Raw genomic sequence first — 26,162 nt, forward strand, 5'->3', positions numbered from 1 at the left:
GACAATGAAAATGGGATTTTCAACAAGTACATGTACAGAATTTGTAGAAGTTCTTGCTTCTAAAGCCCCGGTTCCAGGCGGCGGAGGAGCATCTGCACTGGTAGGTGCTGTAGGAACTGCACTTGGAAATATGGTAGGAAGCCTTACTGTTGGCAAGAAGAAATACGCTGATGTTGAGGAAGAAATGTGGGAGCTGAAAGGAAAATGCGACCAGCTTCAGAAAGATTTCCTTCGTCTGATCGAGCGTGATGCAGAAGTATTTGAGCCACTTTCCAAAGCATATGGAATGCCGAAAGAAACAGAAGAAGAGAAAGCTGAAAAAGCAAGAGTTATGGCAATCGTATTAAAAGATGCCTGCTCTGTTCCTATGGAAATTATGGAGAAATGTTGTGAGGCACTTGACCTGATCAAGGAATTTGCTGCAAAAGGCTCCAAGCTTGCCATCAGTGACGCTGGTGTAGCTGCAACCTTCTGCAAAGCTGCATTAAAAGGTGCAAGCCTGAACGTTTATATCAACACAAAGTCCATGGCAGACAGAGAGTATGCAGAAGAATTAAATGCAAAGGCTGATGCAATGCTTGAAAAATACTGCAAGCTTGCAGACGAGACATTTGACAGCGTACTTGGCAGACTGAAATAAAGATAAAAAAAGAAAAGAACTGGCAGGAGCAAAATCCTGTAAGTCCTTTTGGCGGTCTCGAAATGCTGTATTACCATGAAACTGGTATGAGCATGACTGGATTTATCATAATATAAGGAGATTACTTAAAAATGGCAAAACAGTTATTAGGTAAAGAAGTAACTGCTGCATTAAACGAGCGTATCAAAGGCAATGTGGCAGCTCTTCAGGAAAAAGGCGTTAACCCCACACTTTGCATTATCCGTGTAGGAGAGAATCCAAGTGATATTTCCTATGAGAAAGGTGCAACAAAGCGTTGTGAGACATTAGGTGTTGCATGCGAGAAAATTCTTCTTCCGGAGGATGTTGCTCAGGACGAGCTTCTTGCAGTCATTGATAAGGTAAACAAAGACGATCATATCCATGGTGTACTTCTGTTCCGTCCGCTTCCGAAACATCTGGATCAGGCTGTGATCGAGAATGCACTTGCTCCTGAGAAAGACGTTGACTGTATGACAGACCTTTCCATGTCTGGTGTTTTTACAGGCAAGAAGATCGGTTTCCCGCCATGTACACCACAGGCATGTATGGAAATCCTTGATCATTACGGAATCGACTGCACAGGCAAGAAGGCAGTAGTAATCGGAAGAAGCCTTGTTGTAGGTAAACCGGCAGCTATGATGCTTGTTAAGAAAAACGCAACTGTAACCATCTGTCACACAAGAACAGTGGATATGCCGTCTGTGGCACGCGAAGCGGATATTATCATCGTAGCAGCAGGCCGTGCTGGCGTTGTTGGCGCTGATTATGTAAAAGCAGGACAGGTAGTTATTGATGTAGGAATCAACGTAAATGCAGAAGGCAAGCTCTGCGGAGACGTTGACTACGCAGCAGTAGAGCCGATCGTAGATGCTATTACACCAGTTCCTGGCGGAGTTGGAAGCGTTACAACATCTGTCCTGGTTGGACATGTTGTAGAGGCTGCTATGCGCAAAGTGAACGCTTAATATTTAATTGGTTTAGAGTTAATAGAACGATGTACCTGAAGTACATCATGTGTACAAGCGGAAGAAAAACTCTTCAGGGTAAAAACTGGAGAGTTTTTTTGTTGCAGAAAACTTTATTGAAATCCTTATTGCGGCAAAAGTTTGTTTTGCTATTACAAAAAATTTGCTTTTCTCCGTAAGATATTGTACTATAGAGGGTACAGATATATGGAGGTAACTCATTATGGGAAAAGTGATGGCAGTGAACATCAGTGTTAAAAGAGGAACTCAGAAGGTCAATGTGCACACTGTAAAACTGATTGAAAATTATGGATTGGAGAATGACGCCCACGCAGGAAACTGGCACCGTCAGGTCAGCCTTCTGTCTTATGAAAAAATAGAAGAATTTAAGGCGAAAGGCGCACCAGTAAAGGATGGTGCTTTCGGGGAAAATCTGATCGTACAGGGATTTGACTTTAAGACCCTTCCAGTAGGAACCCGTCTGAAATGCAACGATGTGATTCTGGAAATCACGCAGATTGGAAAGCAGTGTCACAACGGCTGCGAGATTTTCAAAATCATGGGAGACTGCATTATGCCCCGCGAAGGTGTTTTTGCCAGAGTAATCAAAGGCGGTGTGATCTCTGAGGGAGATGAAATGGTTTATGCTTGACAGATACGGAAGAAATATTGACTATCTGCGGATATCTTTGACAGACAGGTGCAATCTCCGCTGTATCTACTGTATGCCGGAAGATGGAATCCGTCAGATTCCAAGGACAGAACTTCTGAATACAGATGAAATCGTGAGAATCTGTAAGGCAGCCAGTGAACTTGGGATTTCCAGGATCAAACTGACAGGAGGAGAGCCTCTTGTCCGCAGAATCTGCACCCCGTTAGTAAAAGAACTGAAAGCCATTCCAGGGATCTGTCAGGTTACACTGACCACCAACGGAATCCTTTTGGGAGAACAGCTTCCGGGACTGATGGAGGCCGGTCTGGATGCCGTAAACATCAGTCTGGATACTTTAGAAGAAACCACATTTCGCAAAATCACCCGCAGGGACGATTTTCACCAGGTTTTAAAGGGACTTAGGGCAGCACTTTCTTACCCTTCCCTGAAAGTGAAACTGAACTGTGTCCCCACTTTTCAGTCGGACGAGGAACTTTTACAGGTGGCAGCTCTTGCAAGGGAGAATCCTCTTCATGTGCGTTTCATTGAAATGATGCCAATCGGTCTGGGCAAGGAGTTTACAGCCAGGGGAGAGGAACAGATAAAGGCTGTTCTGGAGAAGGAATACGGGTTAATGACACCGACGGAAGAGAAACTTGGAAATGGCCCCTGTCATTATTATACCTTGGAGGAGTTTACAGGCAGGATCGGATTTATCAGTGCTCTGTCCCACAAATTCTGTGACAGCTGCAACCGGGTAAGGCTTACTTCTACCGGATTTCTGAAAGGCTGCCTGCAATTTGAGGACGGAGCAGATCTGAAGGTTTTGCTTCGAAGTAGTTGTTCTGATGGGATACTTAAAGAAACGATAGAAAAAGTTATTTATGAAAAGCCTGTAGGCCACAATTTTCAGGAACATAAGAAGGGAAACGAAGAATCCCACATCATGGCTCAAATCGGTGGATGATTTTGAAAAACAAAAGAAAACACGACTTAGAAAAGTCGGATTTGCATGTTGTATTACTTGTACAACTTATGCAATCCGGCTTTTTGTATATTTCAATATAATTCCAGATGCAAAATTGTGCAAAAATATTGTTAATTAATAAACTTATTCATATTCACTTGCCAAAATGAACAAAAAAATATATAATTTCATTACAAAAATAGTCATGTCTGTTAAAAAATACGCAAAGCCGGAAGCTTTGGAGGACGGGGACAAAAGACCTGGAGGCATCTGGCAAGTAAGGAGGTTAACAAAATGGTAGATCAGTCATATTACAAGAAAGCAGATGAGATTATTGAGCATTATGAGCGGTGTGCTGCCTCATTAATCCCCATCATGCAGGATATCCAGGCGGAATATCGGTACCTGCCTGCAGAACTTCTGACCTACGTAGCCGGACAGATCGGCGTTACTGAAGCGAAGGCCTTCAGTGTTGCAACCTTTTATGAGAACTTTTCTTTTGAACCGAAAGGAAAATACATTATCAAGGTATGCGATGGCACAGCTTGTCATGTAAGAAAGTCAATCCCGGTTAAAGAAGCATTCATGAAAGAACTGGGATTAAGCAATAAGAAGCATACCACAGATGATATGATGTTCACTGTAGAGACCGTATCCTGTCTTGGGGCCTGCGGGCTTGCTCCCACCTGTATGGTGAATGAAGAAGTGCATGCCAAGATGACACCGGAGAAGGTAGTAGAGCTTATTAACAGATTGAGAGGTGAGAACGGATGAGGATTAACAGTAAAGAAGAGCTGCAAAGCAAAAAAGCTGAGATCGAACAGAATATCCAGAACTTCACATGCCGTGTTTTTGTCTGTTCCGGTACCGGATGTATGGCTTCCGGTGCTCAGAAGATCTATGATGAGATGGTAAGACTCTGTGAAGGTATTGATGGTGTAGAGATTGAAATGCAGAAAGATATCCCTCACGTAGGCGTTATCAAGACTGGCTGTCAGGGTCTTTGCGAGCTGGGACCGCTTGTAAGGATTGAACCATACGGATATCAGTATGTACATGTTCAGGAGGAGGACTGTCTGGAGATCGTGGAGCGAACTGTACGCCTTGGACATCCTGTAGATCGTCTGTTTTACCGCCATGGAGATGAAATCTGTCCGAAGCCTGAGGATATCCCGTTCCTTAACCGTCAGACCAGGATCGTTCTTGAAAACTGTGGTAAGATTGATGCGGAATCCATTGACGAATATATTGCAGCAGGCGGTTTTTCTGCCCTCGCCAAGGCAGTTACAGAGATGACTCCCCAGGATGTAATTGATGAAGTTACCAGATCTGGTCTTCGCGGACGCGGAGGCGCCGGCTTCCCGGCAGGTAAGAAGTGGTCACAGGTAGCCAGACAGGCTGAGAAGATCCGATATGTAGTATGTAACGGTGATGAGGGTGATCCGGGAGCATTTATGGATGGTTCCGTTATGGAAGGCGATCCGTATAAGATGATCGAGGGCATGATCATTGCCGCTTACGCAGTTGGCGCTGAGAACGGATACATATATGTTCGTGCAGAGTATCCTCTTTCCGTAGCCAGACTTCGTCTTGCTATTTCCCAGGCTGAGAAATATGGTCTTCTTGGAGATAATATTCTTGGTAGCGGTGTGAATTTCCATTTACATATTAATCGTGGTGCAGGAGCTTTCGTATGTGGTGAAGGTTCTGCCCTTACCTCTTCCATTGAGGGAAACAGAGGTATGCCTCGTGTAAAACCGCCTCGTACTGTTGAGAAAGGTCTGTGGGGCAAGCCAACTGTATTAAATAACGTTGAGACTTACGCAAATGTTCCGAAGATTATCATACAGGGTGCTGACTGGTTCCACACCATTGGAACAGAGGGAAGCCCGGGAACCAAGACCTTCTCCCTGACCGGAGCAATTGAGAATACAGGTCTTATTGAAGTTCCAATGGGAACAACACTTCGTGAGATTATTTATGATATTGGCGGCGGTCTGAAGAGTGGCGCTGCATTTAAAGGCGTTCAGATTGGCGGACCATCTGGCGGATGTCTTGTAGAAGACCAGCTGGATGCTCCTCTTGATTTTGATTCTGTAAAGAAGCTTGATGCTATTATGGGATCAGGCGGTCTAGTTGTCATGGATGAGAATACCTGTATGGTAGAGGTTGCCCGTTTCTTCATGAGCTTTACCCAGCGGGAGAGCTGTGGAAAATGCGTTCCATGCCGTGAGGGTACCAAGCGTATGCTGGAGATCCTGGAGAAGATTGTAGCAGGCAATGGGGAGATGTCTGATCTTGACGAGCTGGAAGAACTTGCCAAAATGGTTCAGAGCATGGCTCTTTGCGGACTTGGAAAGAGTGCACCTCTTCCTGTCCTCAGTACCATGAAGCGTTTTCGCGAGGAATACGAAGAGCATATCCGGGACAAGAAGTGCCGGGCCAAGGTCTGCACAGCACTCCGTCAGTTCCGCATTAATCCGGAATTCTGTATTGGCTGCGGAAAATGTGCCAAGAACTGTCCTGCCGGGGCAATTTCCGGCAAGATCAAATCACCTTATCATATTAATAATGATGTATGCATCAAGTGCGGCAGCTGTAAGGACAACTGTAACTTTGATGCAATATATGTGGAAATGTAGGGAGGACAGATTATGGGTACAATGACGATTGACGGCAGAAAAGTCGAATTTACAGATGAAAAAAATGTCCTGACCGTAATCCGCAAGGCAGGCATTAATATTCCTACACTTTGTTATCACTCAGAGGTTTCCACTTTTGGAGCCTGTCGTCTGTGCACAGTAGAGGATGACAGAGGAAGAACCTTCGCTTCCTGTTCTGAGGAGCCAAGGGATGGAATGGTAATTTATACAAACTCAGGTAAGATCAAAAAATACAGGAAACTGATTGTGGAACTGCTTCTCGCAGCACATTGCCGTGACTGTACAACCTGTGTAAAGAGTGGAGAATGCGTGCTTCAGGAGCTGGCTCACCGTCTTGGAGTACATAACATCCGTTTTCAGAATACAAGAGAGCAGTATGAGATTGATGACAGTTCACCATCTCTGATCCGTGACCCGAACAAATGTATCCTCTGTGGTGACTGTGTCCGTGCCTGCGAGGAGCTTCAGGGAATCGGAGCATTGAACTTTGCATACCGTGGAACAGAGGCTATTGTAATTCCTGCATTTAATAAGAAAATCGCAGAAACCCAGTGCGTAAACTGCGGACAGTGCCGTGTATATTGTCCGACAGGTGCCATTTCCATTAAGACGCATATGGATGAAGTCTGGGAAGCTCTTGCAGATCCGGATGTACGTGTAGTAGCACAGATTGCGCCGGCAGTTCGTGTTGCGGTAGGTGATCATTACAGTCTTCCGAAGGGACGGAGCGTAATGGGCAAAATTGTCAATGCACTCCACAGAATGGGATTTGACGAGATTTATGATACTACTTTCAGCGCCGATCTTACTATTATGGAGGAGTCAGCAGAATTTCTAAAAAGAGTTGAGAAGGGGGAGAAACTTCCACTTCTTACCTCCTGTTGCCCTGCATGGGTGAAATTTATTACAGACCAGTATAAGGATTATATCCCGAATTTGTCTACCTGTAGATCCCCACAGGGAATGATGTCTGCAGTTATTAAAGAATACTTCCGTGATCCGGAGAATGCCAAGGGTAAAAAGACTGTTATGGTATCTATTATGCCATGTACAGCCAAGAAGGCTGAGGCAATCCGTCCGAACAGTTTTACTGATGAGAAACAGGATACGGATATTGTAATTACAACCACAGAGCTGCTGCGCATGATCGATAACTTTGGCCTTGATTTTGCACAGTTAGAGCCTGAAGCATGTGATATGCCATTTGGATTTGGCTCCGGCGGAGGCGTTATTTTTGGTGTTACCGGCGGTGTTACAGAGGCGGTTCTACGCCGCTTAAGCCCGGATCATTCCAAGGAGACCATGCGGGAGATTTCTGAGTGTGGTGTCCGTGGAGATGAAGGAATCAAAGAATTCACAGTTCCATACAAGGGAATGGATATCAATGTATGTGTGGCCAGTGGTCTTGCAAATGCAAGAACCGTTATGGAACGTGTAAAGAACGGCGAAGCAAACTATCATCTCATTGAAGTAATGGCATGCCGCCGTGGCTGTATTATGGGCGGTGGCCAGCCGGTACGGGCCGGTGACAGAACCAAAGCTGCAAGAGCGAAAGGTTTGTATAATGCTGACAATACTATGCTGATCAAGAAATCCGATGAGAACCCTATGGTTCTGGAACTGTATCAGGGACTGCTCAAAGGAAAAGAGCACAAACTGCTCCACAATGATTTCTATTGATGCTGAAATATAGTAGCTGGACAGGCAATAATATGGTGCGCAAGAGCGCGCTTGAAAAGGTTCTTGAAAGCGGCTGCGTCAGCCACCGTAACCACCGCTACGCCTTCTTCCTCCGCCTTGCATATGAAGAAATCATCCTGCGTCAATATAGCAGAAACTTAATTTTCGATGTACAAGTATAATAAAAAGCCCGACTGCATATTATTTAGAGGAAGAGTATAAGCATTACGCTGTAAACAAATCTTGCAGACCTTTAAAAAATCAGGCAGGAGGGCTTTTTTGTATGGAAAATTTTCAGGTTTACCGTGATATACAGGCCAGAACCGGAGGCGATATATACATAGGCGTTGTAGGCCCTGTCCGTACAGGAAAATCAACATTTATCCGCAGATTTATGGAACTGGTGGCTTTGCCCGGAATGGATGAAAAAATGCAGAAAGAGGTCAGGGACCAGCTTCCATTAAGTGGTTCCGGAAAAATGATCACAACTGTGGAACCCAAATTTATCCCAAAAGAAGCTGTATCAGTTGATCTTGGCGAAGACAGGAAGGCGAAAGTGCGGCTTATCGATTGTGTTGGTTTTCTTGTAAAGGATGCTGGAGGAAACGTTGAGGATGGTAAAGAGAGGATGGTAAAAACACCCTGGTTTTCCAGGGCAATCCCCTTTCATGAAGCTGCAAAAGCAGGAACAGAAAAGGTTATCCAGGAACATTCTACGATCGGTCTTGTGATCACCACCGATGGAAGCTTTGGAGAAATAGCAAGGGAAAATTTTGTTCCGGCCGAGGAACAGACTGTGGCTGAATTGAAAACACAGGGAAAGCCATTTCTCATTGTAGTAAACTCTCAGTTTCCCTATAAAGAAGAAACCACTCAGATGGTTAACGGGCTTCAGAAGAAGTACCAGGTACCAGTTGTTGCGGTTAACTGTGAGCAGTTGAAAAAAGAAGATGTCGCATTGCTCCTGGAAAAAATCCTATATGAATTTCCCATTACCCAGCTGCAGTTTTTTATTCCCAAATGGGTGGAAATGCTGCCTGCAGACAGCGAATTGAAAAACCAGATCCTTTCCCAGATTAAAGTGTGCATGAAGAAGCTTTTACACATTCGTGATGTTACCAGGGAATCGGTAAAACTGGAAGGTCCTTATGTACAGGATACTCTTCTGGATCACGTAGGTCTTTCTGATGGAACCATTCAGATACGGCTTCAGATAGATGATAAATATTACTATAAGATGCTTAGCGATATGAGTGGAATTCCCATGGAAAGTGAGTATGAGCTGATCCATACGATGAAGGAGCTTGCTGCAATGAAGGAAAAGTATGTAAAGGTTAAAGATGCCCTGGATGCAGTAAATAGCAGCGGCTACGGTGTAGTTGTACCAGAGCTTTCCCAGATTCAGCTGGAAGAGCCGGCTGTAATCCGCCAGGGAAATAAATATGGTGTGAAAATTAAATCAAAGAGTCCGTCTATTCATATGATCAAAGCAAATATTGAAACTGAAATTGCTCCGATCGTAGGTACGGAGCAGCAGGCAAAAGACTTGATCACTTATATTGGAGAAAGCGATGCAAGAGGAGAGAGCATCTGGGAGACGAATATTTTCGGGAAATCCATTGAACAGCTGGTACAGGATGGCATCCGCAGCAAGCTGACCATGATCAGCGAGGAAAGCCAGGTGAAGCTTCAGGATACCATGCAGAAAATCGTAAATGACAGTAAAGGCGGTCTTGTGTGTATTATCATATAGGTATTTTTATGAAAAAAGGCAGTATTGTTATAAGCACTGCCTTTTTTTATATATAAAATACTTTATGGGTACTTACCAATATACGGAAAACTGTGGTGCTTCCCTTTCCTTATCAAAGATTATTTATATCCATGTTCTTTTTTCCAGCGCGCCAGATATTCCACCTGTTCCTCGTCTGAAAGAAACTGTGAATAAGGATCATTTCCCGCCGCAACACAACAGAAAAGTACAAGCAGCTGCAACGCAAAAAATAAAACAATAAGTAAAATTACAGGCAACATAAAAACCTCCTTGTAAAGTTTATATAAAAGTCTTTACAGAAAAGTTAATTTTATACATTTTACGCAGCAAACGTGGAAATTTGTATATGATTTTGGTATAATATGGAAAAATGCTTTTACAGTGGAAGAAGAAATGCTGTTATAATGAAACAAGATATGGGAGGAAGGGAATATGAAAAAGAGAAGTTGCATTCTGGTATTGATACTGACAGCCATGCTTTCCACAGAACCAGTCCAAATTGTATATGCGGAAACTGCAGAAGCGACGCCTGTGACTTCTGAAAGTACTTCCGTTAATCCAAAAGAGGAAAATGCAGATAACTCTGCAGTTGTTCCATCGAAAGCTGATCCTGGCTGGGTAGCCGCAGAGAAAGGGTATCAATGGCGGCAGGAAGATGGTACTTTACTTCAGAAATCGGGTTGGGTAACGATCAACGGCAGGAAATATTATCTCCATAAGAGTGGAATTCGCTATTCAGGCTGGCAGATATATAAGAACAAAAAACGCTATTATCTGTCGAATGGTGATGCGGCAAGAAACAGATGGATAAAATACAAAGGAAACTATTATTACATCCGAAAGAATGGAACCAGCGCGCCGAAGAGTAAATGGCTTACTGTGAAAGGTAAGAGATATTTCATTGGAAGAAAAGGCTATCGGCTGACCGGTTTACAGACTATTAAGGGGAAGAAATACTATTTTAATTCAAAAGGTGTTCTCATCAGAAATAAAACCAGCTATAAGATAAAGGGAAAGGAATACGAGATCAATTCAGAAGGAGTTGCCATTCAGGTTTCTGCACTTAAAGCTGAGTGTATGCGAAAAGCAAGGAAATTTGTGGAGAAGCATACTGCTCCGAATATGTCCAACAGCCAGAAATTCAGAACCTGTTTCAATTATCTTATGGGCTATACTGATTTCAAGCCATGGATTTATCCTACTGATGAAGAGTTTAGGACTCAGATCTGGCCTTATCAGTCTGCCATTTACATGTTTGATAATAATCTTTCAGGATGCTGTTACGGTGTTGCAAGTGCAGTTGCTGCATGTGCCAAGGTTTTAGGATATGAGCCGTATGTAATTGCCACCACTGGCGACCATGGTTTTGTAATGATTGATGGGCTTTATTATGACAATATGGGACCTTTGTTCGGGGCATCTACCCATTTTGCATATTCTGTAAGATCAAGTGTGAAATTTTAAGGCAGAAACTGCTTTAAAAATAAAAAGCGAAGTAACTATTCAGAAGACAGTATTCCGCAAGGTGCGCGAAATCATGCAAATCATGATTCAACTGAGAAGGTACGAAAAAGTTACAAAGCTAAAAATTTTTATAAAGGAGATTTAGAAAATGAAAAAGTGGAAAAAATTACTTCTTCCTGCAATGTGCGTATTTATGCTGCAGACACCAGTAATTGCAAATGCAGAGGCAACTGGCAGCAGTGATGGAGCAGCTGCTGTAGTCGAAGACCCGGTTGCAGCTCCCACACCTGCATTATTAAATGGAATTATTAAGAAAGGTTCCAAAACCTATTATTACAAAGACGGCGTAATGCAGAAGAACTGCTGGAGTGCAGATAAGAAACAGTACTTTGGTAAAAACGGAGTGGCTTATGCAGCGCCGAAGGAGAGCGGTTATAAGAAAAATGTTGTAGTTAAGAAGATTGGCAAAAAGTACTATGGATTTGACCGAAATGGATATAAAGTAAAAAAAGGTGTATATGCAGACCTGAAAGGAACCCCTTATTACTTTGATAAGAATGGTGTACGTGTAGCCAAGAAGAGCAGCCAGCTGAAAAAAGCCAGCAAATATATGGAAAACGGTGTGAAACTTCGCAAACTTCTTGGCAAACCCTCCAAGACCAGATCCTATTCCAGCTGTATGAATGGTGTAAGCAAAGATATGAAACTGACATATGCAAATATCTATGTATCACTTGGAAAAAAAATCAGCGGTGGTGAAATCATATACGGTATTCAGCCCCGATAGAATATGCAGATTGCAAAAATGATATTTGGAGCCGGATTTTTAGATTAACGGACTCTAAATAATAAAAGAAATATAAGATTGGAGAAAATAAATATGAGAAAGATTACCAAAACATTGGCAGTTGTTCTGTCACTGAGTATGACACTTACAATGGGAACTCCTGTATTTGCAGAAGGAACCGCGGACAGCAGTAATACTGTGACAACTGTAGCTGAAGCTCCGGTTGTTACACCTACACCTGCGCAGGAAAACAAACCACCGAAAACAGGTTTCTACAAAAAAGCAGGTAAGACCTATTATTACAAGAATGGAAAACTTATAAAAAACAAATACGGCTACAAAATCAAAAATAAATATTATCATATCAACAAAAAAGGTGTGGTAACCACAGCTTCCACAGCCGAGAAACTGGCAGCAATCCGACTTAAAAAATGCGGCGGAAACCTTAAAAAAGCATTTACCTGGAGCTCCACAAAAATTAAATATTTCGGCGGCGTAAAGAAACCGGGAAAAAGTAAGAATGCAGTTGAATATTATGCAGCATATGGCTTTAAATATGGAAAAGGTGACTGCTATGTAATGGCTGCAACTTTTGCTATGATGGCGAAAGTAAAAGGACTGAATGTTAAATTTGTTATGGGTTCTGTGCCGCAGCGCAACGGCAAGGACGGCGAGCATGCATGGTGCGAGATTAAATCCGGCAAAACCACATATGTATATGATCCAAACTTTGCATATACATACCGCAATAACCCAAATGTCAACAGTGGATACAAATTCAAATACGGTGCTAAGGGAACTTACAAATATAATGAAAAAAGAACAAAAATCAGCTTCTGATTTTTTATAACTAAAAAGAATGACATAAGGAGATTGATCATGAAGAGAAAATTATTAATGGCATTATTAGCAGGCACATTAGCCATAGCAGCTCCGGTAAGCTGCTTTGCGGCAGAGACAACTGAAGCAGCTGAGGCAGATGCTGCAGAAGACAGCTCTGATGAGGAAGAGGATGCAGAAGAGGAAGATGCGGAATCAGCTGATTCTGATGATGCAAAAGAAGAAAAGACCACTACCAAAAAGAAAGAAGACTTAAAAACAGTTGGTGAAAAGGCAGAAGGCTGCATTGCTTTTAAACTGAGAAATGGTACAGGCAAAAAGATTACAGGACTTGCAATCAAGACTGCTGATGAGACAGAATTTCCTGAGAATATGATGGAAGCTGACGACGTATTTGAGTTAAAAGAGAAGAAGAGAGTATATTTTTCCAAAGAAAACAGTGAAGCAGAGACAGAGGAAGAAACTTCTGAGGATACTGCTCCAAATTATGATATGCAGCTTACCTTTGAAGACGGAACAACAGCAGATGTTCACGGTATTGTACTTGAGGATCTTGGTACCCTTACTCTTCGCGAGAAGGATGGAATTATTTATGGTACTTATAAACTGAAGAGCACCAAAGAGAAGAAGAGTACATACGATACTGAGAAAGCAATCGCTGACCAGGCAGCTGCTGATGCAGCCGCAGCTCAGGCAGCAGCAGACCAGGCGGCAGCTGCACAGCAGACAGAGAGTTATGATTACTCCTACGACAACAATGATTATTCCTATGATTACGGCGGTGGGGATGATTATAGCGGCGGTGATGACGGCGGAGACGGCTGCCTGGATAATGGTCTTTTAAATTAAAAAGATTTGCTTCCTATAGAGGGGCACACCATATAGGACTTTCAGTTGCTTTGCAACTCAAATACAGGACATGGCTCTTGCACTGTGAGGAGCAGTGCAGAGCCTGTTGTCCGGTTTAGGAGAAAAATATGTCGTTAGTATCTAATCTGTTTATACTATTTGTGGCGGCAAGTGTACTTATTTACTATCTTGTCCCACGCAGATTTCAGTGGATCGTTCTTCTTGCTTTCAGTTATATCTATTACATAGCAGGCGGTTCCCGCTACGTTGTCTTTATTCTTTTTTCCACCATTGTAACCTGGCTGCTGGCTCTTCTCATTGAAAAAACAGAAGGAAACGGCAATCACAAAGGTGCAAAAAAACTTTTAATTCTTGGGCTGATTCTCAATTTCGGGATGCTTGGCGTGGTAAAGTATACCAACTTTACAATAGAGAATATCAACGCCCTGTTTCATTTACATTTAAGAGAAATTGAACTTCTGTTTCCCCTTGGAATTTCTTTCTACACATTTCAGTCTTCCGGATATCTTCTGGATGTATATTGGAAGAGATGTAAGGCAGAAAGACAGCCGTTTAAGTATGCGCTGTTTGTATCTTATTTTCCCCAGATTTTACAGGGACCTATTGGTAGATACAGTCGTCTGGCAAACCAGCTTTATGCAGAGCACAAATTTGAAAGTCAGAATATTGTCAGAGGGTTTGAACGAATTCTCTGGGGCTTTTTTAAGAAGATGATTCTTGCAGATTGGGCTGCGGTTTTTTCAGATGCGATTTTTTGTGATCCGGAGAAATACAATGGAGTTGCTCTGCTTGGAGTATTATTTTATCTGATTCAGATTTATGCAGATTTCTCTGGTGGAATGGATGTTGTGATCGGTATTTCTTCTATGTTTGGAATTGAATTGGATGAGAACTTTAAAAGACCTTATTTTGCAGTATCGACTGCAGATTTCTGGCATCGCTGGCACATCACCCTTGGAACCTGGATGAAGGATTATGTATTCTATCCGGTTACATTATCTCGTTGGATGAGTAAATTCGGTAAGAAATGCAAAAAAGTATTTGGTAAGAAAATCGGCCGTGCTATTCCAATTGGTGCAGCAAATCTGATTGTATTTTTCCTTGTGGGTATTTGGCATGGAGCTGCATGGAAATATATCGTATATGGTATGTATAATGGTATCATTATTGCATTTAGTGGAATTATGGCTGATAACTATCGCAGTTGGAAGAAAAAACTGAATATTTCCGGTAAAGAAACCTGGTATTACGTATTTACAGTAGTCAGAACGTTTATACTGGTTCTTATTGGTAATTATTTTGATCGGGCAGACAGTGTAGGACAGGCTTTTCTTATGATGAAGCAGTCCCTGACAAGTTTTGCTCCATCTCAGCTTCTTATGATTCCGGCAGGTAAACAGGGGACTGCATTTACTCCTTATGCTCTTTTGATCATTGGTGTTTTATGTGTGATTCAGTTTATTGTCAGTGTACTTCAGGAAAGAGGAGTGAAAATTCGCGAGTCTCTTGCAAAGCTTCCTTTACCTGTTACAGCTGCCATTTATTTTTGCATGCTGGTATCCATTGGCTTGTTTGGTTCCACTGCAGTAGCGAGAGGTTTTATTTATGCACAATTTTAAGAAAATCGTAAAGACAGTACTGGTACTTGCTGTGTGTATAACACTTCTTGTAGGATTGGATATGGCGCTTTATCCATGTACCTTTATGAGGAATGATATTCATGCAGTGGTAAATAATCAATATGATGACATTATTCTGGGAACTTCTCACGGAATGACAGATATTGATCCGGCAGTAATGGAAGAAATTACAGGAAGAACTGGTCACAATATGTGCGTTGGAGGAGAATACGTAATTGACGCGTATCATATTGCGAAGCTGATTGCAGAGAAGCAGAAGCCTACCAGAATTATTTATGAAGTGGATCCGGAATATCTGGTTTCCAAAAAAGAAGAAGGAAACAATTATCTTCTGTTTTATCACGAGTTTCCTTTCTCAAAAGCTAAATTGGAATATTTCTGGAATTCTATTGCGGACTGCAATTTCAGAACTGTTCTGTTTCCGTGGTATGAATATTCACTTAGCTATGAGCTTGCAAAAGTAAAGGAAACTTTTTCTCAAAAATGGAATAAAGATTATGATATTTCCCATTTAAAGAGCGATACCCAGGAATACCATGAAAGTGGCTTGATTGAGCGTTATCCGGTTGATACAACCAAGCTGAAAATGCAGTCTATGAAGGATTTTACAGAAGCTCAGGTAAATCCGCAGAATATGGAATATCTTGGAAAGCTGATTGATTTTTGCGCGGAAAATAATATTGAATTTGTAGCTGTAACTACTCCGATTCCAATTGACACACTGAAAGTTTACAGTGATAATTTTAATGCGGCTTCAAAATATTTGGGAGAGTATTTTAATCAAAAAGGAATTACTTACCTGAATTTTAATACACAATACTTCAAGGCATTTTCTCACGACTTAAGCAGTTATACGGACTATAATGGTCATATGAATGGAAATGCTGCAAAAGAGTATTCCAAAGTGTTGGCAAATATTTTAAACCAAATTTAATATATGGAGGTGTCATATGCCAAGAATTATGACAGATTTTCTGGATGATGCTGTAAAAACACATCCAAATAAAGCTGCTTTTACGGAAGAAGCAAGATCCCTTACATATAAAGAGCTTCAGGAAGAGGCTTACAGGATTGCAATGCCGATTATAAAGTCGGGATTTCGTAAGAAACCAGTAGCCCTTTATTTTGATAAATCCATTTACTGTATTTCATCAATGATGGCAGTCGCTTATAGTGGCAATTTTTATTCTGTAATTGATACGGAAATGCCGGTTGAGCGAATTAATAAAATATTTGAAGTACTTGAGCCAGAACTGGTACTTACAGACAGAAAGCATTTTGAAAATGCAAAAGAGTTTTTTTGTGAAGACAGGATTATTGTTACAGAGGAATTAAATGATTCTGAAATATTTGAAGAAACAATTGAAGAGAGTAAAGCAAAGATTCTGGAGACGGATGTGCTTTATGTCCTTTTTACTTCTGGATCGACAGGAGTTCCAAAAGGAGTAGTCACACCTCATAAAGCAATCACCAGTTACATAGTTGCATTGGTTTCAGACTATAAAATGGACGATACCTATGTACTGGGTGTTCAGGTTCCGTTTTACTATGTTATGACGGCTCTTGATATTTATGGAACAATTGCGGCCAAAGCACATGCTTACCTGATTCCCAAAAGCAAATTTCTTTTCCCAGCTTATCTGGTTCAATATTTGTACGAAAATAAGATTAATTTACTTAGCTGGGTTCCATCTGCACTTTGCATGATAGCTAATACAAATGCATTTTCTGTAGCAGATCTGTCAGCAATCAGACTCATTGTTTTCGGCGGTGAAGTTATGCCAATAAAACAGCTGAAGGCATGGCAGCAAGCGGTTCCGGATGCTGTATATATTAATGCATATGGTTCTACTGAGATTACAGATGGATGTACTTACTATATTGTAGACCGGGAATTTAAAGATGAAGATATCCTTCCAATCGGCATTCCGTACAGCAATTGTGATGTTCTTGTGATTGATGAGCATGGCAATCCTATAACAGAAGGTGTTGGTGAGTTGGTTGTCAGAGGAAATTCAGTAGGATATGGATATTATAAAGATCCTGAAAAGACCGCGGAAGTATTTATTCAGAATCCACTGAATTCCTGTTATCCGGAAACAGTATATAAAATGGGCGATCTGGTACGTTTCAATGAGTATGGTGAATTGGAGTACTATGGTCGCAAAGATTTCCAGATCAAATATATGGGAAGAAGAATTGAACTCGGCGAAATTGAGGCAAATGTAAGCAGCATTGATGGAGTAGATGAAAATTGTTGTGTATTTGATTCGGCTAAAAAGAGAATTGTGTTATTCTACTCTGGCGCAATTGACGATAAAACATTGCTAAAAACATTAAGGTCAAAATTACCGGATTATATGCAGCCAAGAAAAATCAATCATTTACCTGAAATGCCTCATAATCAGAATGGAAAAATTAACAGAAAACTTCTGGCAACACAGATTAGCTGAACAGTAACGTATAAAGAAGTGAAGCTTTCTTCGTATTGAAATGATTTAGGATTTGTGTTATGCTCGTAATTAGAAAATAAATGTATCCTGCTTCAGCAGGTATTTGTGCAAAAACGATAATTGGAAAGCGAGGAAACAAAAATGGACAAATTAATAGAAATTCTTGAGGATATTAAGCCAGGGGTAGATTATGAAACCTGTGATACTCTGATTGATGATGGTTTGCTTGATTCTTTTGCAATTTTGTCAATTGTCAGCGAACTTCAGGATGAGTTTGATATTGCTATTACTCCGGCAGATATTATTCCGGAGAACTTTAACTCTGCAACGGCGCTTTGGGAAATGGTCTGCCGTCTGAAAGACTGATTTGAATATTGTAGTACATAAGGGGAAGAAAGTATGCAAAGGATAAGAAAAATTCTTGCCATTGCCGCGATATCTGTAATAACTGTTTGCACAGTACCTGTTCAGGCAGAAAATGGAGGTGCTTCTGATACAATTCAGATTCAGCCAGTGACAGTGAAGAAAAGCGGTCTTATAAAAGAAGGTACAAAATACTTTTTCTATGATAAGAAAGGCAATAAACTGAAAAGTAAATGGAAAACCATTCAGAAAAGACGTTACTATTTTAAAGCTGATGGAACAGCAGCAGTTGGTGGAACAAAAATTGGAAAATACACATATGTTTTTGATCTCCAGGGAAGATTGCTCAAGCCATCAAAGTCGAAAATTGTACAAGTAGGAAAGCAATTATATTATGTAAACAAAAAAGGACAGGCAATAAAAGGATTTTTCAAAATCGGAAACAAACTCTACAGAGGCGACATTAAAGGACGTCTGACAAAAAACAAAACGGTTGCAAACGTTACCTTTAACAGCAAGGGATATGCCAAAAATGATTTAAATGCCAAACTAAAGATGAAACTTATGACTATAATTTCCAGAATTACGACTACAGAAATGAGTAAATCTGAAAAGCTTTATTCCTGTTGGCGATATCTTACCAGCAGTGGAAATTTCTATTATTCAACATACTGGCCGGATCTGAATAAAAAAGGATGGCAGCGTGAGGTTGCATATAACATGCTTACTACAGGCGGTGGAGATTGTTATGGGTTTGCCTGCACATTTGCAGCGATGGCACGAGAATTGGGATATAATCCGTATGTAGTTCTTGGTCGCGTTTCTGGTACAAGAGATGGTGCTGCGGATGGTCTTACCAGACATGGATGGGTAATGATTGATGGAGCATATTATGATCCGGAAGCTCAGTTTGCGGGCTGGTATCGTGGTGTGTATGGTAATGGAAGTTATGATATCAATCATACAATCAGCCGCTATATAAGGTATGCTTCATAAAAATCTCTGTAACTGTAACATGATTATGAGATTGATCTTTTAACAGGTGCCAAATTTTATAGATTTTTTTACAATTCCATGGTATCATTATCTTAAATGAAGATAGTGTTTCCATGGGATTTTTTTTGAGGTGACGTATAAATGAAACAGCTAAGAGTGAATAAAATTACTGAGTATCTGGAAGCTAAGAAAAATTTTGAAAAGGATTATATTGGAATTGAAGAGCAGGATATAGATGATATAGATACAAATACAGGTGGTCCTTATAATATTGCAGATATTCGAATTGAGCAGAAGATGATCACTATTTTCCAGATTGAAAACTGGATTGAAAGTGGTTTGCTAAACTTACATCCAGAATATCATAGAAATTGCGTATGGAATAAAGAGCAGAAAACGGCACTGATAGAATCTATTTTATTGCGTATGCAATTTTCTTCATTTTGTTTTGATGAAGATGAAAATGGGCATAAGAGTGTTATTGATGGTGTAGAAAGATTAACTACAATCCATGAGTTTGTTCAGAACAAGTTTCCTTTGGGAAAAATGCAATATTATCCTAATTGCAATAATATGCTTTATAGAGAGCTTCCAATGTTATACCAGTCTTATATTATGGAAACGGTTTTGCTGGTAAACATATTGGATGCACGTTGTCCTCAAATTATCAAATTTGATATATTTAACAGAATAAATACTTGTGGACTGAAGCTTAATCCACAGGAAATAAGAAATGCTATGGCAAAACCAAAGGTGAGAGGGCTTTTAAAAGAAATGTCTTCCTGTGAGGAATTCAAAACTGCCACAGGTTATAGTATTAATGATGTACGGATGGGAGCACAGGAATTATGTCTTCGCTTATTAACTGTTTTGTATCATTACGATTGGGAGCATGATAGACTTGTAAATTATTACGGTTTGAGACATACAATGGATTCTATGATTTCCGAATTAAATTTGCGTATAGAACATGATTACGATAGAATACTGGCTGATTTTAAAAAAGCAATGAAACAGGCACATATGATTTTAGGAGATGATATTTTTAATAAACCTGGTCAAAAAAGAGTTAATGCGTCTTTATTTACTAGTTGGACAGTGGTATTGATATGTTTAAATAAGCCCTATAAATGGATTGAGAGTCATGCAGTTAAAATATATGATTCTTATAAGATGGAATTGGCGAAAAAAGATGATTTTTTTTATGCTGTAACAACATCGACTGGTTCCAGAAAAAACATTTTGTTAGCACTGAAAACGATTCGGCAGATATTAGGAGATCAATCATGATAAAAAGTTTTCAAATAAAAAATTATAAATGCTTTCCTGAATTATCAATAGCGTTAAAGAAAATGAATATTTTGGCTGGAGCAAACGCAGCTGGTAAATCGTCTGTACTACAGGCACTTCTGTTAGCTTATGCAGCAGCTCCGCTAAACATTGGCAGTTTGGTAAATATTAGTGATATATTGGGAATACAAGTGGGAAATCCGAGAGAAGTAATAGCGCAGAATGGAATCCCAATTTCAAATGGGGACATGGGGATTGATGTTATTGAGGATGAAAATAGTGTAAGCATTCGTTATAAATTAAAACCTGAATATCCTCTGAACTTAGCTATTTGGAAAAATTCTGAAAAATTAACCAGTCGGATTTGTTATCTGAATGCAGAACGAAAAGGACCAAGAGTGTCTTATCCAGCAGGTGGTAACTTAAATATTTTGCCGGATGGATCTAATGCAGCGTATTTAGTGGATAGAGCTGACTTGATGAACTGGCAGGTACCTCTTGGAGCAAGAGCAAATTCGTCTGTAGGTAAGTTTTCTACACAGGTTGAAGAATGGATGAATATAATTCTAGGAGATGTTCAATTCTCTATTACAACAGATTTAGCGAAAGTAAGCACAGATATACGATATAGAAATTCATTGGTTGATTACGGCGTTTTACCGACCATGACGGGATTTGGAATCAGTTATATTTTCTCTGTGGTTACAGCTGCACTTTGGTGTACGGTGAATGAATCGGCAGTATTGGTCGTGGAGAATCCTGAAGCACATTTACATCCTGCTGCTCAAAGTCGGATTGGTAAATTTTTGCAGATAATTTCTGCTGTTGGTGTGCAGGTGATTATAGAAACCCACAGTGAGCATATAATTGATGGCTCAAGATTACAGGCTGCATATCTAAAAAAAACAGAAGATATGCAAGTGCTTTTTTTTCAAACAGAAGATAAACATATTGAAATAAAAAAAATTAATGTGAACCAGAATGGAGAGCTGTCAGAATGGCCGAAGGGATTTTTTGACCAGAAAAGCCAGGATTTAAGGGATTTGTTATCAATAAGGAGAATGAATGCAGATAGAAAATAAACTGATAGCAGAAAGTATTGCATACACCATTTCGAAGGCAAATATGAAGGTAAGAACAGAAGAAATTGGAAATCTTATGGAAATAGATGCTTACTGTGCAAATGTAGATGAGTATATTGTTATAGATGATGATATTTGGGATCAGGAAGTAGAAGATGATATATTATTCATGGACTGGCTTTATTCTGGAAGCGGCGAGGGAAGTGAAGATGACAGAGCACGGATACGAGAGTTTATAAATAGAAATTCAATTGAAAGAGAACAGGACTGTTTTGAGAAAAAGGAAATAAAGGTGTCATTGGGGGAATTTAAAGAAGCTGTAAGTGATGAAAAGCAGTATATTCAAAAAAGAAGAGATATTTTGGCAAGTATTACTTTGGTTGAAGATTATCGAGAATTTATGGATTCCTGTTTTTGCAATAGTTGTTTTGCAGATAATATTTTATCGGGAATGAAATATATCGACAATTTTACTTTACATACAAGAGAAATTACAGATTGTCTGGCGTTGTTAAACGATGAAGCAGTTGAGTTGTACAACAAGTACAGAAATAATTTAAAAGAGGCTATGGCTATTTTGACGGCGAAACAAATAGCATGCTCTCCGGATCATAAACATAAAGCTGATTTGGTTTTTCCATTTACATATTATGAAGAACTTGAAGGTGTTCAGAAATCAGTCAAAAAGGAAGTTGTCTGCGAGCCACATTTGAAATTGTTAAATCGTCATTCAAATCTTAGAATATATTTTTCGTGGATGGATAATCAGGTTGGAGATGGTAAAAAAGTACTTGTTGGGAGAATTGGAGGTCATCCATATTAAAGAATGACGGTATAAAAATCTCACAGGATTAAGGAAAGAGAGGATGTTAGTGAGTAATAGAGAGTCAGAATTTAGCAAAGTGCTCAACACGGGTGATGTTTTGGTCGTAGCATTTGGTGCTATGATTGGATGGGGATGGGTTGTGTCCTCTGGTCAGTGGATTACCAGTGGTGGAGTTCTTGGAACGGTGCTTGGATTTATTATTGGCGGTATTATGATCTACTTTGTAGGTTTGTGTTATGCCGAACTGACTACCGCAATGCCGAAATGTGGTGGTGAACATGTATTTAGCTATAAGGCATTTGGCTCTATTGGAGCCTATATATGTACATGGTCTATTATTTTAAGCTACATTGGCGTTGTATGCTATGAGGCAGTATCATTTCCAACTATCCTTCAATATGTTTTTCCTAAAATAGCCAGAGGATATTTATATTCGGTTGGCGGATTTGATATATATTTTACATGGCTGCTTATTGCAATTGGAATGGCGCTGTTAATTCTATTCCTCAATATTATTGGAATGAAGAAAGCTGCAAGATTTCAGAAAATATTAACTTGTGTAATTGCGGCAGTAGGGATCGCACTGGTTGCAGGAGCTGCATATTCAGGAAACGTAAACAATCTTCAGAATCAGTTATTGGTTGGAGACACCAATGGCGAAATTATTCAAAATATTGCAAAGGTCGCTATAATGACGCCTTTTTTTCTTTTTGGATTTGATGTTATACCACAGGCAGCTGAAGAAATTAATGTTCCTTTGAAAAAATTGGGGAAGATGATGATTCTTTCTATCATTATGGCGGTTTCTTTCTATGTTCTGGTTGTTCTGGCTGTTGGATATGTTATGAATGCAGAACAGATCAAGACATCAATGCTTTCTGCCACCGGTCTTGTAACTGCCGATGCAATGGGTATTGCATTTAATAATGCTAATATGGCTAAAGTCCTGATAATTGGTGGTCTTTGCGGTATTGTTACCAGTTGGAATTCGTTCCTAATTGGCGGGAGCAGAGCTTTGTATTCTATGTCTGTTTCCTATATGCTTCCCAGGAAATTTGCTGTACTACATAAGAAATACAATACACCTGTGAATTCATTGCTGTTAATTGGGGCATTATCAGTTATTTCCCCGTTTTTTGGCCGGTCAATGCTTGTGTGGATTGTTGATGCAGGAAATTTTGCCTGCTGTTTTGCTTATTGCATTGTATCACTGTCCTTTATAGTTTTAAGAAGGAAAGAAGCTGATATGAGGAGACCATATAAGGTAAAACACTACAAATTTGTAGGAATAGTTGCAGTTATTATGTCAGGAACCATGTCCGCCATGTATATTATTCCGGAGACGAATTGTACATTGGTCTGGCAGGAATGGATTATTGTCGGTGGATGGATTCTTTTAGGAATTATAATGGCGTATATTAGTAAAAAGAAATATGGCGATAAATTTGCGAATCTTATAGAGTGAGAATAAGTTAAGTTCTATCTCGTTTTATTTATACAGGGGAAGAAAAATGGAAAAGAGAATGCAGGCTGGATTACCATTAAAGGGAAAAAGCTGGCATTAAATAAAAATGGAAAATTGTACACAAACCGTTGGTATAAGGGCTATTATCTTACAGCCAACGGAACAATCGCTACAAGTCAGATGGTTTCAGAGAATGTGTATGTAAATGAAGAGGGCAGGAAATGTGCCAAAGAAGAGGTACGTCTGGGAAAACTGAAGAAGAAACTCCAGTCCACCGTAAATGGGTACAGCGGCAACTGGTCTGTGTATGTGGAAAATCTGAAAACAGGGGATATTTTGTCTATTAATGAAATCAGTATGTATCCGGCCAGTGTGATCAAGCTTTTTGTTATGGAAGCAGTTTATGCCAGCGGCAGTGAGAAGCGGATCAACCTGAATGGAACAGTGAAAAGTCATCTGAACAGTATGATTACGGTTAGTGACAATGAGTGCTATAATGAGCTTGTAAGGACGCTTGGAAATGGCAGTTTTTCATCAGGGTGTAATTATATTAACAAGTATTTGAAAAAGCAGGGGTATACGGGCACGGGAGTGCATCATTCTCTTCATCCAAGCAGCAGTTATTATCAGAACGATGGCCTTGGAAGTAATCGAAGTTCCGCGAAAGACGTGGGAAAACTGCTGAAAAAGATTTATAAAAATAAAGCTGTCTCCAGATCCTGCTCCAGGCAGATGTTAAACCTGCTTTTGAATCAGGAGCGCCGCTACAAGATTCCTGCAGGATTGCCTTCTGGTGTGAAATCAGGAAATAAAACAGGGGAGACAGACAATTACCAGCATGATGCTGCAATTGTATATGGCAAGAAGACGGATTATGTGATCGTGATATTTTCCATGGCAAATGAATATACGGGCATAAACGGAATCAAGGAAATTTCCAGTATCGTGTATAATTACCTGAACTAGAGCGTGTTTGAATCATTCCCGCAATCTGCACGCCTTACTTTGCGGTATATTCCACCCGAATTCGGCTGCCGTAGCCCGCTACGGTGCCCTCATCCGGGCAAAATTTCCCACAAATTGTGAGGTAGATCTTGCAGAAAGCCTTTTTCAAACACGCTCTAGGACTATGCTGTTTCCCGGTTATTAATATACATTGTGGAAGCATGACCGGAAAACCAACCACGTACATATAGTGAAAAATATTATCAAATAATATCCTTGCAATTTTGCCGTGGTTAGTCTATACTAATCAACATAGTTAGGAATAGCTAACCTAACGGTGTAAATCATTTGGACTCCTTATTATGGCAGAAAGACCGCTGACATAATATGATGCGGATTGCGGCTGGACTTTTCCGGGAAGCAGTTTGCGAAGGAGTTCCTTTGAAAAATGAAAGGAGTATACATACCATGGATTACTTAGAAATTGAGAAAGTCATTGGAAGAGAAATTATGGATTCCAGAGGAAATCCTACAGTAGAAGCAGAGGTTTATCTGGTAGATGGAACCATCGGCAGAGGAGCTGCTCCCAGTGGCGCTTCTACAGGCGAATTTGAGGCTCTGGAGCTTAGAGATAATGATAAGAACAGATACCTTGGAAAAGGTGTTACAAAGGCTGTAGAGAACATTAATACATCCATCAACGACACAATCTCAGGAATGGATGCATCCGATATTTATGCAATTGACAAGGCGATGATCAAAGCTGACGGAACCAAGGACAAATCAAACTTTGGTGCAAATGCAATCCTGGCTGTTTCCATCGCATGCTGCCGTGCAGCTGCAACATCCCTTGATATCCCGCTTTATCGTTTCCTCGGTGGTATTTCCGGAAACCGTATGCCAGTACCGATGATGAACATTGTAAACGGCGGCTGCCATGCACTTTCCTCAGGACTTGATGTGCAGGAGTTCATGATCATGCCAGTTGGAGCACCAAGCTTCAAAGAGTGCTTAAGATGGTGTGCAGAAGTTTTCCATGCTCTTGCAGCTATTCTGAAATCAAGAGGACTTGCAACATCTGTTGGTGATGAGGGTGGTTTTGCACCAGCTCTGAAATCTGATGAAGAAGCAATTGAGACAATTCTTGAGGCTGTTAAGAATGCAGGCTATGATCCAGGAAAAGATTTTATGATCGCTATGGACGCAGCTTCTTCTGAGTGGAAGACTGGTAAACTTGGCGAGTACAAGCTTCCAAAGGCCGGTACTGTTTACACATCTGACGAGCTGATTGACCACTGGAAAAAGCTGGTTGACAAGTATCCGATCATCTCCATCGAGGATGCGCTTGATGAGGAAGACTGGGAAGGATGGAAGAAGCTTACCAAAGAACTGGGAGATAAAGTGCAGTTGGTAGGTGATGACCTGTTTGTAACAAATACAGAGAGACTTTCCAAAGGTATTTCTCTTGGATGCGGCAATTCCATCCTAATCAAGCTGAACCAGATCGGATCTGTATCAGAGACTCTTGAGGCAATCAAGATGGCTCATAAGGCTGGCTATACAGCAATTTCTTCCCATCGTTCAGGTGAGACAGAGGATACTACGATTGCTGACCTTGCAGTAGCATTAAATACCTGCCAGATCAAGACCGGTGCTCCGTCCAGAACAGAGCGTGTTGCAAAATACAATCAGCTGCTCCGCATCGAGGAAGAGCTTGGAGATGCAGCAGTATATCCGGGAATGAGCGCATTCAATGTAAAACGCTAATGTTCCGCGAAG

General features: G+C 40.5%; 25 protein-coding genes. 23 read left to right on the forward strand and 2 right to left on the reverse strand.

Annotated elements, in window-relative coordinates; translation table 11 throughout:
• Positions 1-10 precede the first annotated feature (10 nt).
• The 8 genes from ACESTK_RS13265 (at position 11) to spoIVA (ending at position 9,341) form a co-directional block, all read left to right on the forward strand.
• Positions 11-640 carry a cyclodeaminase/cyclohydrolase family protein gene (locus tag ACESTK_RS13265; protein ID WP_118578433.1) on the forward strand — a complete coding sequence of 210 codons (630 nt, stop codon included), beginning with the start codon at positions 11-13 and terminating at the stop codon, positions 638-640.
• 131 nt (positions 641-771) lie between these two features.
• Complete coding sequence (locus ACESTK_RS13270) at positions 772-1,626, forward strand: bifunctional 5,10-methylenetetrahydrofolate dehydrogenase/5,10-methenyltetrahydrofolate cyclohydrolase (RefSeq protein ID WP_118578432.1); 855 nt, start codon at positions 772-774, stop codon at positions 1,624-1,626.
• 223 nt (positions 1,627-1,849) lie between these two features.
• A complete protein-coding gene (locus ACESTK_RS13275) occupies positions 1,850-2,278 on the forward strand; it encodes an MOSC domain-containing protein (protein WP_118578431.1) in 429 nt (142 codons plus the stop codon).
• Positions 2,271-3,245, forward strand: coding sequence for a GTP 3',8-cyclase MoaA (gene moaA, locus ACESTK_RS13280; protein WP_226855633.1), 975 nt, complete (start codon positions 2,271-2,273; stop codon positions 3,243-3,245). The genes ACESTK_RS13275 and moaA overlap by 8 nt, the downstream gene beginning before the upstream one ends.
• A gap of 294 nt (positions 3,246-3,539) precedes the next feature.
• On the forward strand, positions 3,540-4,019 hold the full coding sequence (locus tag ACESTK_RS13285; RefSeq protein WP_148462597.1) for an NAD(P)H-dependent oxidoreductase subunit E: 480 nt from the start codon (positions 3,540-3,542) through the stop codon (positions 4,017-4,019).
• Positions 4,016-5,887, forward strand: a complete 1,872-nt coding sequence (locus ACESTK_RS13290) for an NADH-ubiquinone oxidoreductase-F iron-sulfur binding region domain-containing protein (RefSeq protein ID WP_373119954.1) — start codon at positions 4,016-4,018, stop codon at positions 5,885-5,887. The genes ACESTK_RS13285 and ACESTK_RS13290 overlap by 4 nt, the downstream gene beginning before the upstream one ends.
• A 12-nt stretch (positions 5,888-5,899) precedes the next feature.
• On the forward strand, positions 5,900-7,588 hold the full coding sequence (locus ACESTK_RS13295; protein ID WP_118578428.1) for a [FeFe] hydrogenase, group A: 1,689 nt from the start codon (positions 5,900-5,902) through the stop codon (positions 7,586-7,588).
• 283 nt (positions 7,589-7,871) lie between these two features.
• A complete protein-coding gene (spoIVA, locus tag ACESTK_RS13300; protein WP_373119955.1) occupies positions 7,872-9,341 on the forward strand; it encodes a stage IV sporulation protein A in 1,470 nt (489 codons plus the stop codon).
• Between the two features lie 119 nt (positions 9,342-9,460).
• Here spoIVA and ACESTK_RS13305 read toward each other — a convergent pair whose 3' ends face one another.
• Positions 9,461-9,622 (reverse strand): hypothetical protein, encoded by a 162-nt coding sequence (locus ACESTK_RS13305; RefSeq protein ID WP_173715531.1) that lies wholly within the window; start codon positions 9,620-9,622, stop codon positions 9,461-9,463.
• 172 nt (positions 9,623-9,794) lie between these two features.
• Here ACESTK_RS13305 and ACESTK_RS13310 point away from each other — a divergent pair, with 172 nt between their 5' ends.
• The 14 genes from ACESTK_RS13310 (at position 9,795) to ACESTK_RS13375 (ending at position 24,404) form a co-directional block, all read left to right on the forward strand.
• Complete coding sequence (locus ACESTK_RS13310) at positions 9,795-10,826, forward strand: N-acetylmuramoyl-L-alanine amidase family protein (protein ID WP_373119956.1); 1,032 nt, start codon at positions 9,795-9,797, stop codon at positions 10,824-10,826.
• A gap of 148 nt (positions 10,827-10,974) precedes the next feature.
• The gene (locus tag ACESTK_RS13315) at positions 10,975-11,613 is read left to right on the forward strand and encodes a hypothetical protein (RefSeq protein ID WP_373119957.1); all 639 of its coding nucleotides are present in this window, start codon (positions 10,975-10,977) and stop codon (positions 11,611-11,613) included.
• Between the two features lie 93 nt (positions 11,614-11,706).
• Positions 11,707-12,453: a transglutaminase domain-containing protein gene (locus ACESTK_RS13320; RefSeq protein WP_373119958.1), complete on the forward strand. Its 747-nt coding sequence runs from the start codon at positions 11,707-11,709 to the stop codon at positions 12,451-12,453.
• Between the two features lie 39 nt (positions 12,454-12,492).
• Positions 12,493-13,302, forward strand: coding sequence for a hypothetical protein (locus ACESTK_RS13325; protein ID WP_373119959.1), 810 nt, complete (start codon positions 12,493-12,495; stop codon positions 13,300-13,302).
• 128 nt (positions 13,303-13,430) lie between these two features.
• A complete protein-coding gene (locus ACESTK_RS13330) occupies positions 13,431-14,942 on the forward strand; it encodes an MBOAT family protein (RefSeq protein WP_373119960.1) in 1,512 nt (503 codons plus the stop codon).
• Positions 14,929-15,897: a hypothetical protein gene (locus ACESTK_RS13335; RefSeq protein WP_373119962.1), complete on the forward strand. Its 969-nt coding sequence runs from the start codon at positions 14,929-14,931 to the stop codon at positions 15,895-15,897. Before ACESTK_RS13330 ends, ACESTK_RS13335 begins: the two co-directional genes overlap by 14 nt.
• Positions 15,898-15,913: 16 nt before the next feature.
• Positions 15,914-17,416, forward strand: a complete 1,503-nt coding sequence (locus ACESTK_RS13340) for an AMP-binding protein (RefSeq protein WP_148462588.1) — start codon at positions 15,914-15,916, stop codon at positions 17,414-17,416.
• 141 nt (positions 17,417-17,557) lie between these two features.
• Positions 17,558-17,782 (forward strand): acyl carrier protein, encoded by a 225-nt coding sequence (locus ACESTK_RS13345; protein WP_148462587.1) that lies wholly within the window; start codon positions 17,558-17,560, stop codon positions 17,780-17,782.
• Between the two features lie 33 nt (positions 17,783-17,815).
• Positions 17,816-18,775 carry a transglutaminase domain-containing protein gene (locus ACESTK_RS13350; RefSeq protein WP_373119964.1) on the forward strand — a complete coding sequence of 320 codons (960 nt, stop codon included), beginning with the start codon at positions 17,816-17,818 and terminating at the stop codon, positions 18,773-18,775.
• 141 nt (positions 18,776-18,916) lie between these two features.
• The gene (locus ACESTK_RS13355) at positions 18,917-20,065 is read left to right on the forward strand and encodes a DUF262 domain-containing protein (protein ID WP_373119965.1); all 1,149 of its coding nucleotides are present in this window, start codon (positions 18,917-18,919) and stop codon (positions 20,063-20,065) included.
• Positions 20,062-21,147, forward strand: a complete 1,086-nt coding sequence (locus ACESTK_RS13360) for a DUF3696 domain-containing protein (RefSeq protein ID WP_373119967.1) — start codon at positions 20,062-20,064, stop codon at positions 21,145-21,147. Before ACESTK_RS13355 ends, ACESTK_RS13360 begins: the two co-directional genes overlap by 4 nt.
• The gene (locus tag ACESTK_RS13365; protein WP_373119968.1) at positions 21,131-21,970 is read left to right on the forward strand and encodes a hypothetical protein; all 840 of its coding nucleotides are present in this window, start codon (positions 21,131-21,133) and stop codon (positions 21,968-21,970) included. Before ACESTK_RS13360 ends, ACESTK_RS13365 begins: the two co-directional genes overlap by 17 nt.
• Before the next feature lie 43 nt (positions 21,971-22,013).
• Complete coding sequence (locus tag ACESTK_RS13370) at positions 22,014-23,438, forward strand: APC family permease (protein ID WP_373119970.1); 1,425 nt, start codon at positions 22,014-22,016, stop codon at positions 23,436-23,438.
• A 114-nt stretch (positions 23,439-23,552) separates the two neighbouring features.
• The gene (locus tag ACESTK_RS13375) at positions 23,553-24,404 is read left to right on the forward strand and encodes a serine hydrolase (protein ID WP_373119972.1); all 852 of its coding nucleotides are present in this window, start codon (positions 23,553-23,555) and stop codon (positions 24,402-24,404) included.
• Between the two features lie 34 nt (positions 24,405-24,438).
• Here ACESTK_RS13375 and ACESTK_RS13380 read toward each other — a convergent pair whose 3' ends face one another.
• A complete protein-coding gene (locus ACESTK_RS13380; protein WP_373119974.1) occupies positions 24,439-24,630 on the reverse strand; it encodes a DUF6783 domain-containing protein in 192 nt (63 codons plus the stop codon).
• A gap of 221 nt (positions 24,631-24,851) precedes the next feature.
• Here ACESTK_RS13380 and eno point away from each other — a divergent pair, with 221 nt between their 5' ends.
• Positions 24,852-26,150, forward strand: coding sequence for a phosphopyruvate hydratase (gene eno / locus ACESTK_RS13385; RefSeq protein ID WP_204452198.1), 1,299 nt, complete (start codon positions 24,852-24,854; stop codon positions 26,148-26,150).
• The last annotated feature ends 12 nt before the right edge of the window (positions 26,151-26,162 follow it).

It is taken from the genome of Ruminococcus sp. Marseille-P328, from assembly GCF_964249465.1.
Taxonomy (GTDB): Bacteria; Bacillota; Clostridia; order Lachnospirales; family Lachnospiraceae; genus Blautia_A; species Blautia_A faecis.

What these genes read in the sequence shown, in the direction of transcription:
- ACESTK_RS13290 (WP_373119954.1), top strand. Translation starts at nt 4,016, where the DNA reads ATGAGGATTAACAGTAAAGAAGAGCTGCAAAGCAAAAAAGCTGAGATC.
- ACESTK_RS13295 (WP_118578428.1), top strand. Translation starts at nt 5,900, where the DNA reads ATGGGTACAATGACGATTGACGGCAGAAAAGTCGAATTTACAGATGAA.
- ACESTK_RS13325 (WP_373119959.1), top strand. Translation starts at nt 12,493, where the DNA reads ATGAAGAGAAAATTATTAATGGCATTATTAGCAGGCACATTAGCCATA.
- ACESTK_RS13365 (WP_373119968.1), top strand. Translation starts at nt 21,131, where the DNA reads ATGCAGATAGAAAATAAACTGATAGCAGAAAGTATTGCATACACCATT.
- ACESTK_RS13370 (WP_373119970.1), top strand. Translation starts at nt 22,014, where the DNA reads ATGTTAGTGAGTAATAGAGAGTCAGAATTTAGCAAAGTGCTCAACACG.
- ACESTK_RS13360 (WP_373119967.1), top strand. Translation starts at nt 20,062, where the DNA reads ATGATAAAAAGTTTTCAAATAAAAAATTATAAATGCTTTCCTGAATTA.
- moaA (WP_226855633.1), top strand. Translation starts at nt 2,271, where the DNA reads ATGCTTGACAGATACGGAAGAAATATTGACTATCTGCGGATATCTTTG.
- ACESTK_RS13380 (WP_373119974.1), bottom strand. Translation starts at nt 24,630, where the DNA reads ATGTACGTGGTTGGTTTTCCGGTCATGCTTCCACAATGTATATTAATA.
- ACESTK_RS13265 (WP_118578433.1), top strand. Translation starts at nt 11, where the DNA reads ATGGGATTTTCAACAAGTACATGTACAGAATTTGTAGAAGTTCTTGCT.
- ACESTK_RS13285 (WP_148462597.1), top strand. Translation starts at nt 3,540, where the DNA reads ATGGTAGATCAGTCATATTACAAGAAAGCAGATGAGATTATTGAGCAT.
- ACESTK_RS13340 (WP_148462588.1), top strand. Translation starts at nt 15,914, where the DNA reads ATGCCAAGAATTATGACAGATTTTCTGGATGATGCTGTAAAAACACAT.
- ACESTK_RS13355 (WP_373119965.1), top strand. Translation starts at nt 18,917, where the DNA reads ATGAAACAGCTAAGAGTGAATAAAATTACTGAGTATCTGGAAGCTAAG.
- ACESTK_RS13330 (WP_373119960.1), top strand. Translation starts at nt 13,431, where the DNA reads ATGTCGTTAGTATCTAATCTGTTTATACTATTTGTGGCGGCAAGTGTA.
- ACESTK_RS13315 (WP_373119957.1), top strand. Translation starts at nt 10,975, where the DNA reads ATGAAAAAGTGGAAAAAATTACTTCTTCCTGCAATGTGCGTATTTATG.
- ACESTK_RS13305 (WP_173715531.1), bottom strand. Translation starts at nt 9,622, where the DNA reads ATGTTGCCTGTAATTTTACTTATTGTTTTATTTTTTGCGTTGCAGCTG.
- ACESTK_RS13350 (WP_373119964.1), top strand. Translation starts at nt 17,816, where the DNA reads ATGCAAAGGATAAGAAAAATTCTTGCCATTGCCGCGATATCTGTAATA.
- eno (WP_204452198.1), top strand. Translation starts at nt 24,852, where the DNA reads ATGGATTACTTAGAAATTGAGAAAGTCATTGGAAGAGAAATTATGGAT.
- ACESTK_RS13270 (WP_118578432.1), top strand. Translation starts at nt 772, where the DNA reads ATGGCAAAACAGTTATTAGGTAAAGAAGTAACTGCTGCATTAAACGAG.
- ACESTK_RS13320 (WP_373119958.1), top strand. Translation starts at nt 11,707, where the DNA reads ATGAGAAAGATTACCAAAACATTGGCAGTTGTTCTGTCACTGAGTATG.
- ACESTK_RS13345 (WP_148462587.1), top strand. Translation starts at nt 17,558, where the DNA reads ATGGACAAATTAATAGAAATTCTTGAGGATATTAAGCCAGGGGTAGAT.
- ACESTK_RS13310 (WP_373119956.1), top strand. Translation starts at nt 9,795, where the DNA reads ATGAAAAAGAGAAGTTGCATTCTGGTATTGATACTGACAGCCATGCTT.
- spoIVA (WP_373119955.1), top strand. Translation starts at nt 7,872, where the DNA reads ATGGAAAATTTTCAGGTTTACCGTGATATACAGGCCAGAACCGGAGGC.
- ACESTK_RS13335 (WP_373119962.1), top strand. Translation starts at nt 14,929, where the DNA reads ATGCACAATTTTAAGAAAATCGTAAAGACAGTACTGGTACTTGCTGTG.
- ACESTK_RS13275 (WP_118578431.1), top strand. Translation starts at nt 1,850, where the DNA reads ATGGGAAAAGTGATGGCAGTGAACATCAGTGTTAAAAGAGGAACTCAG.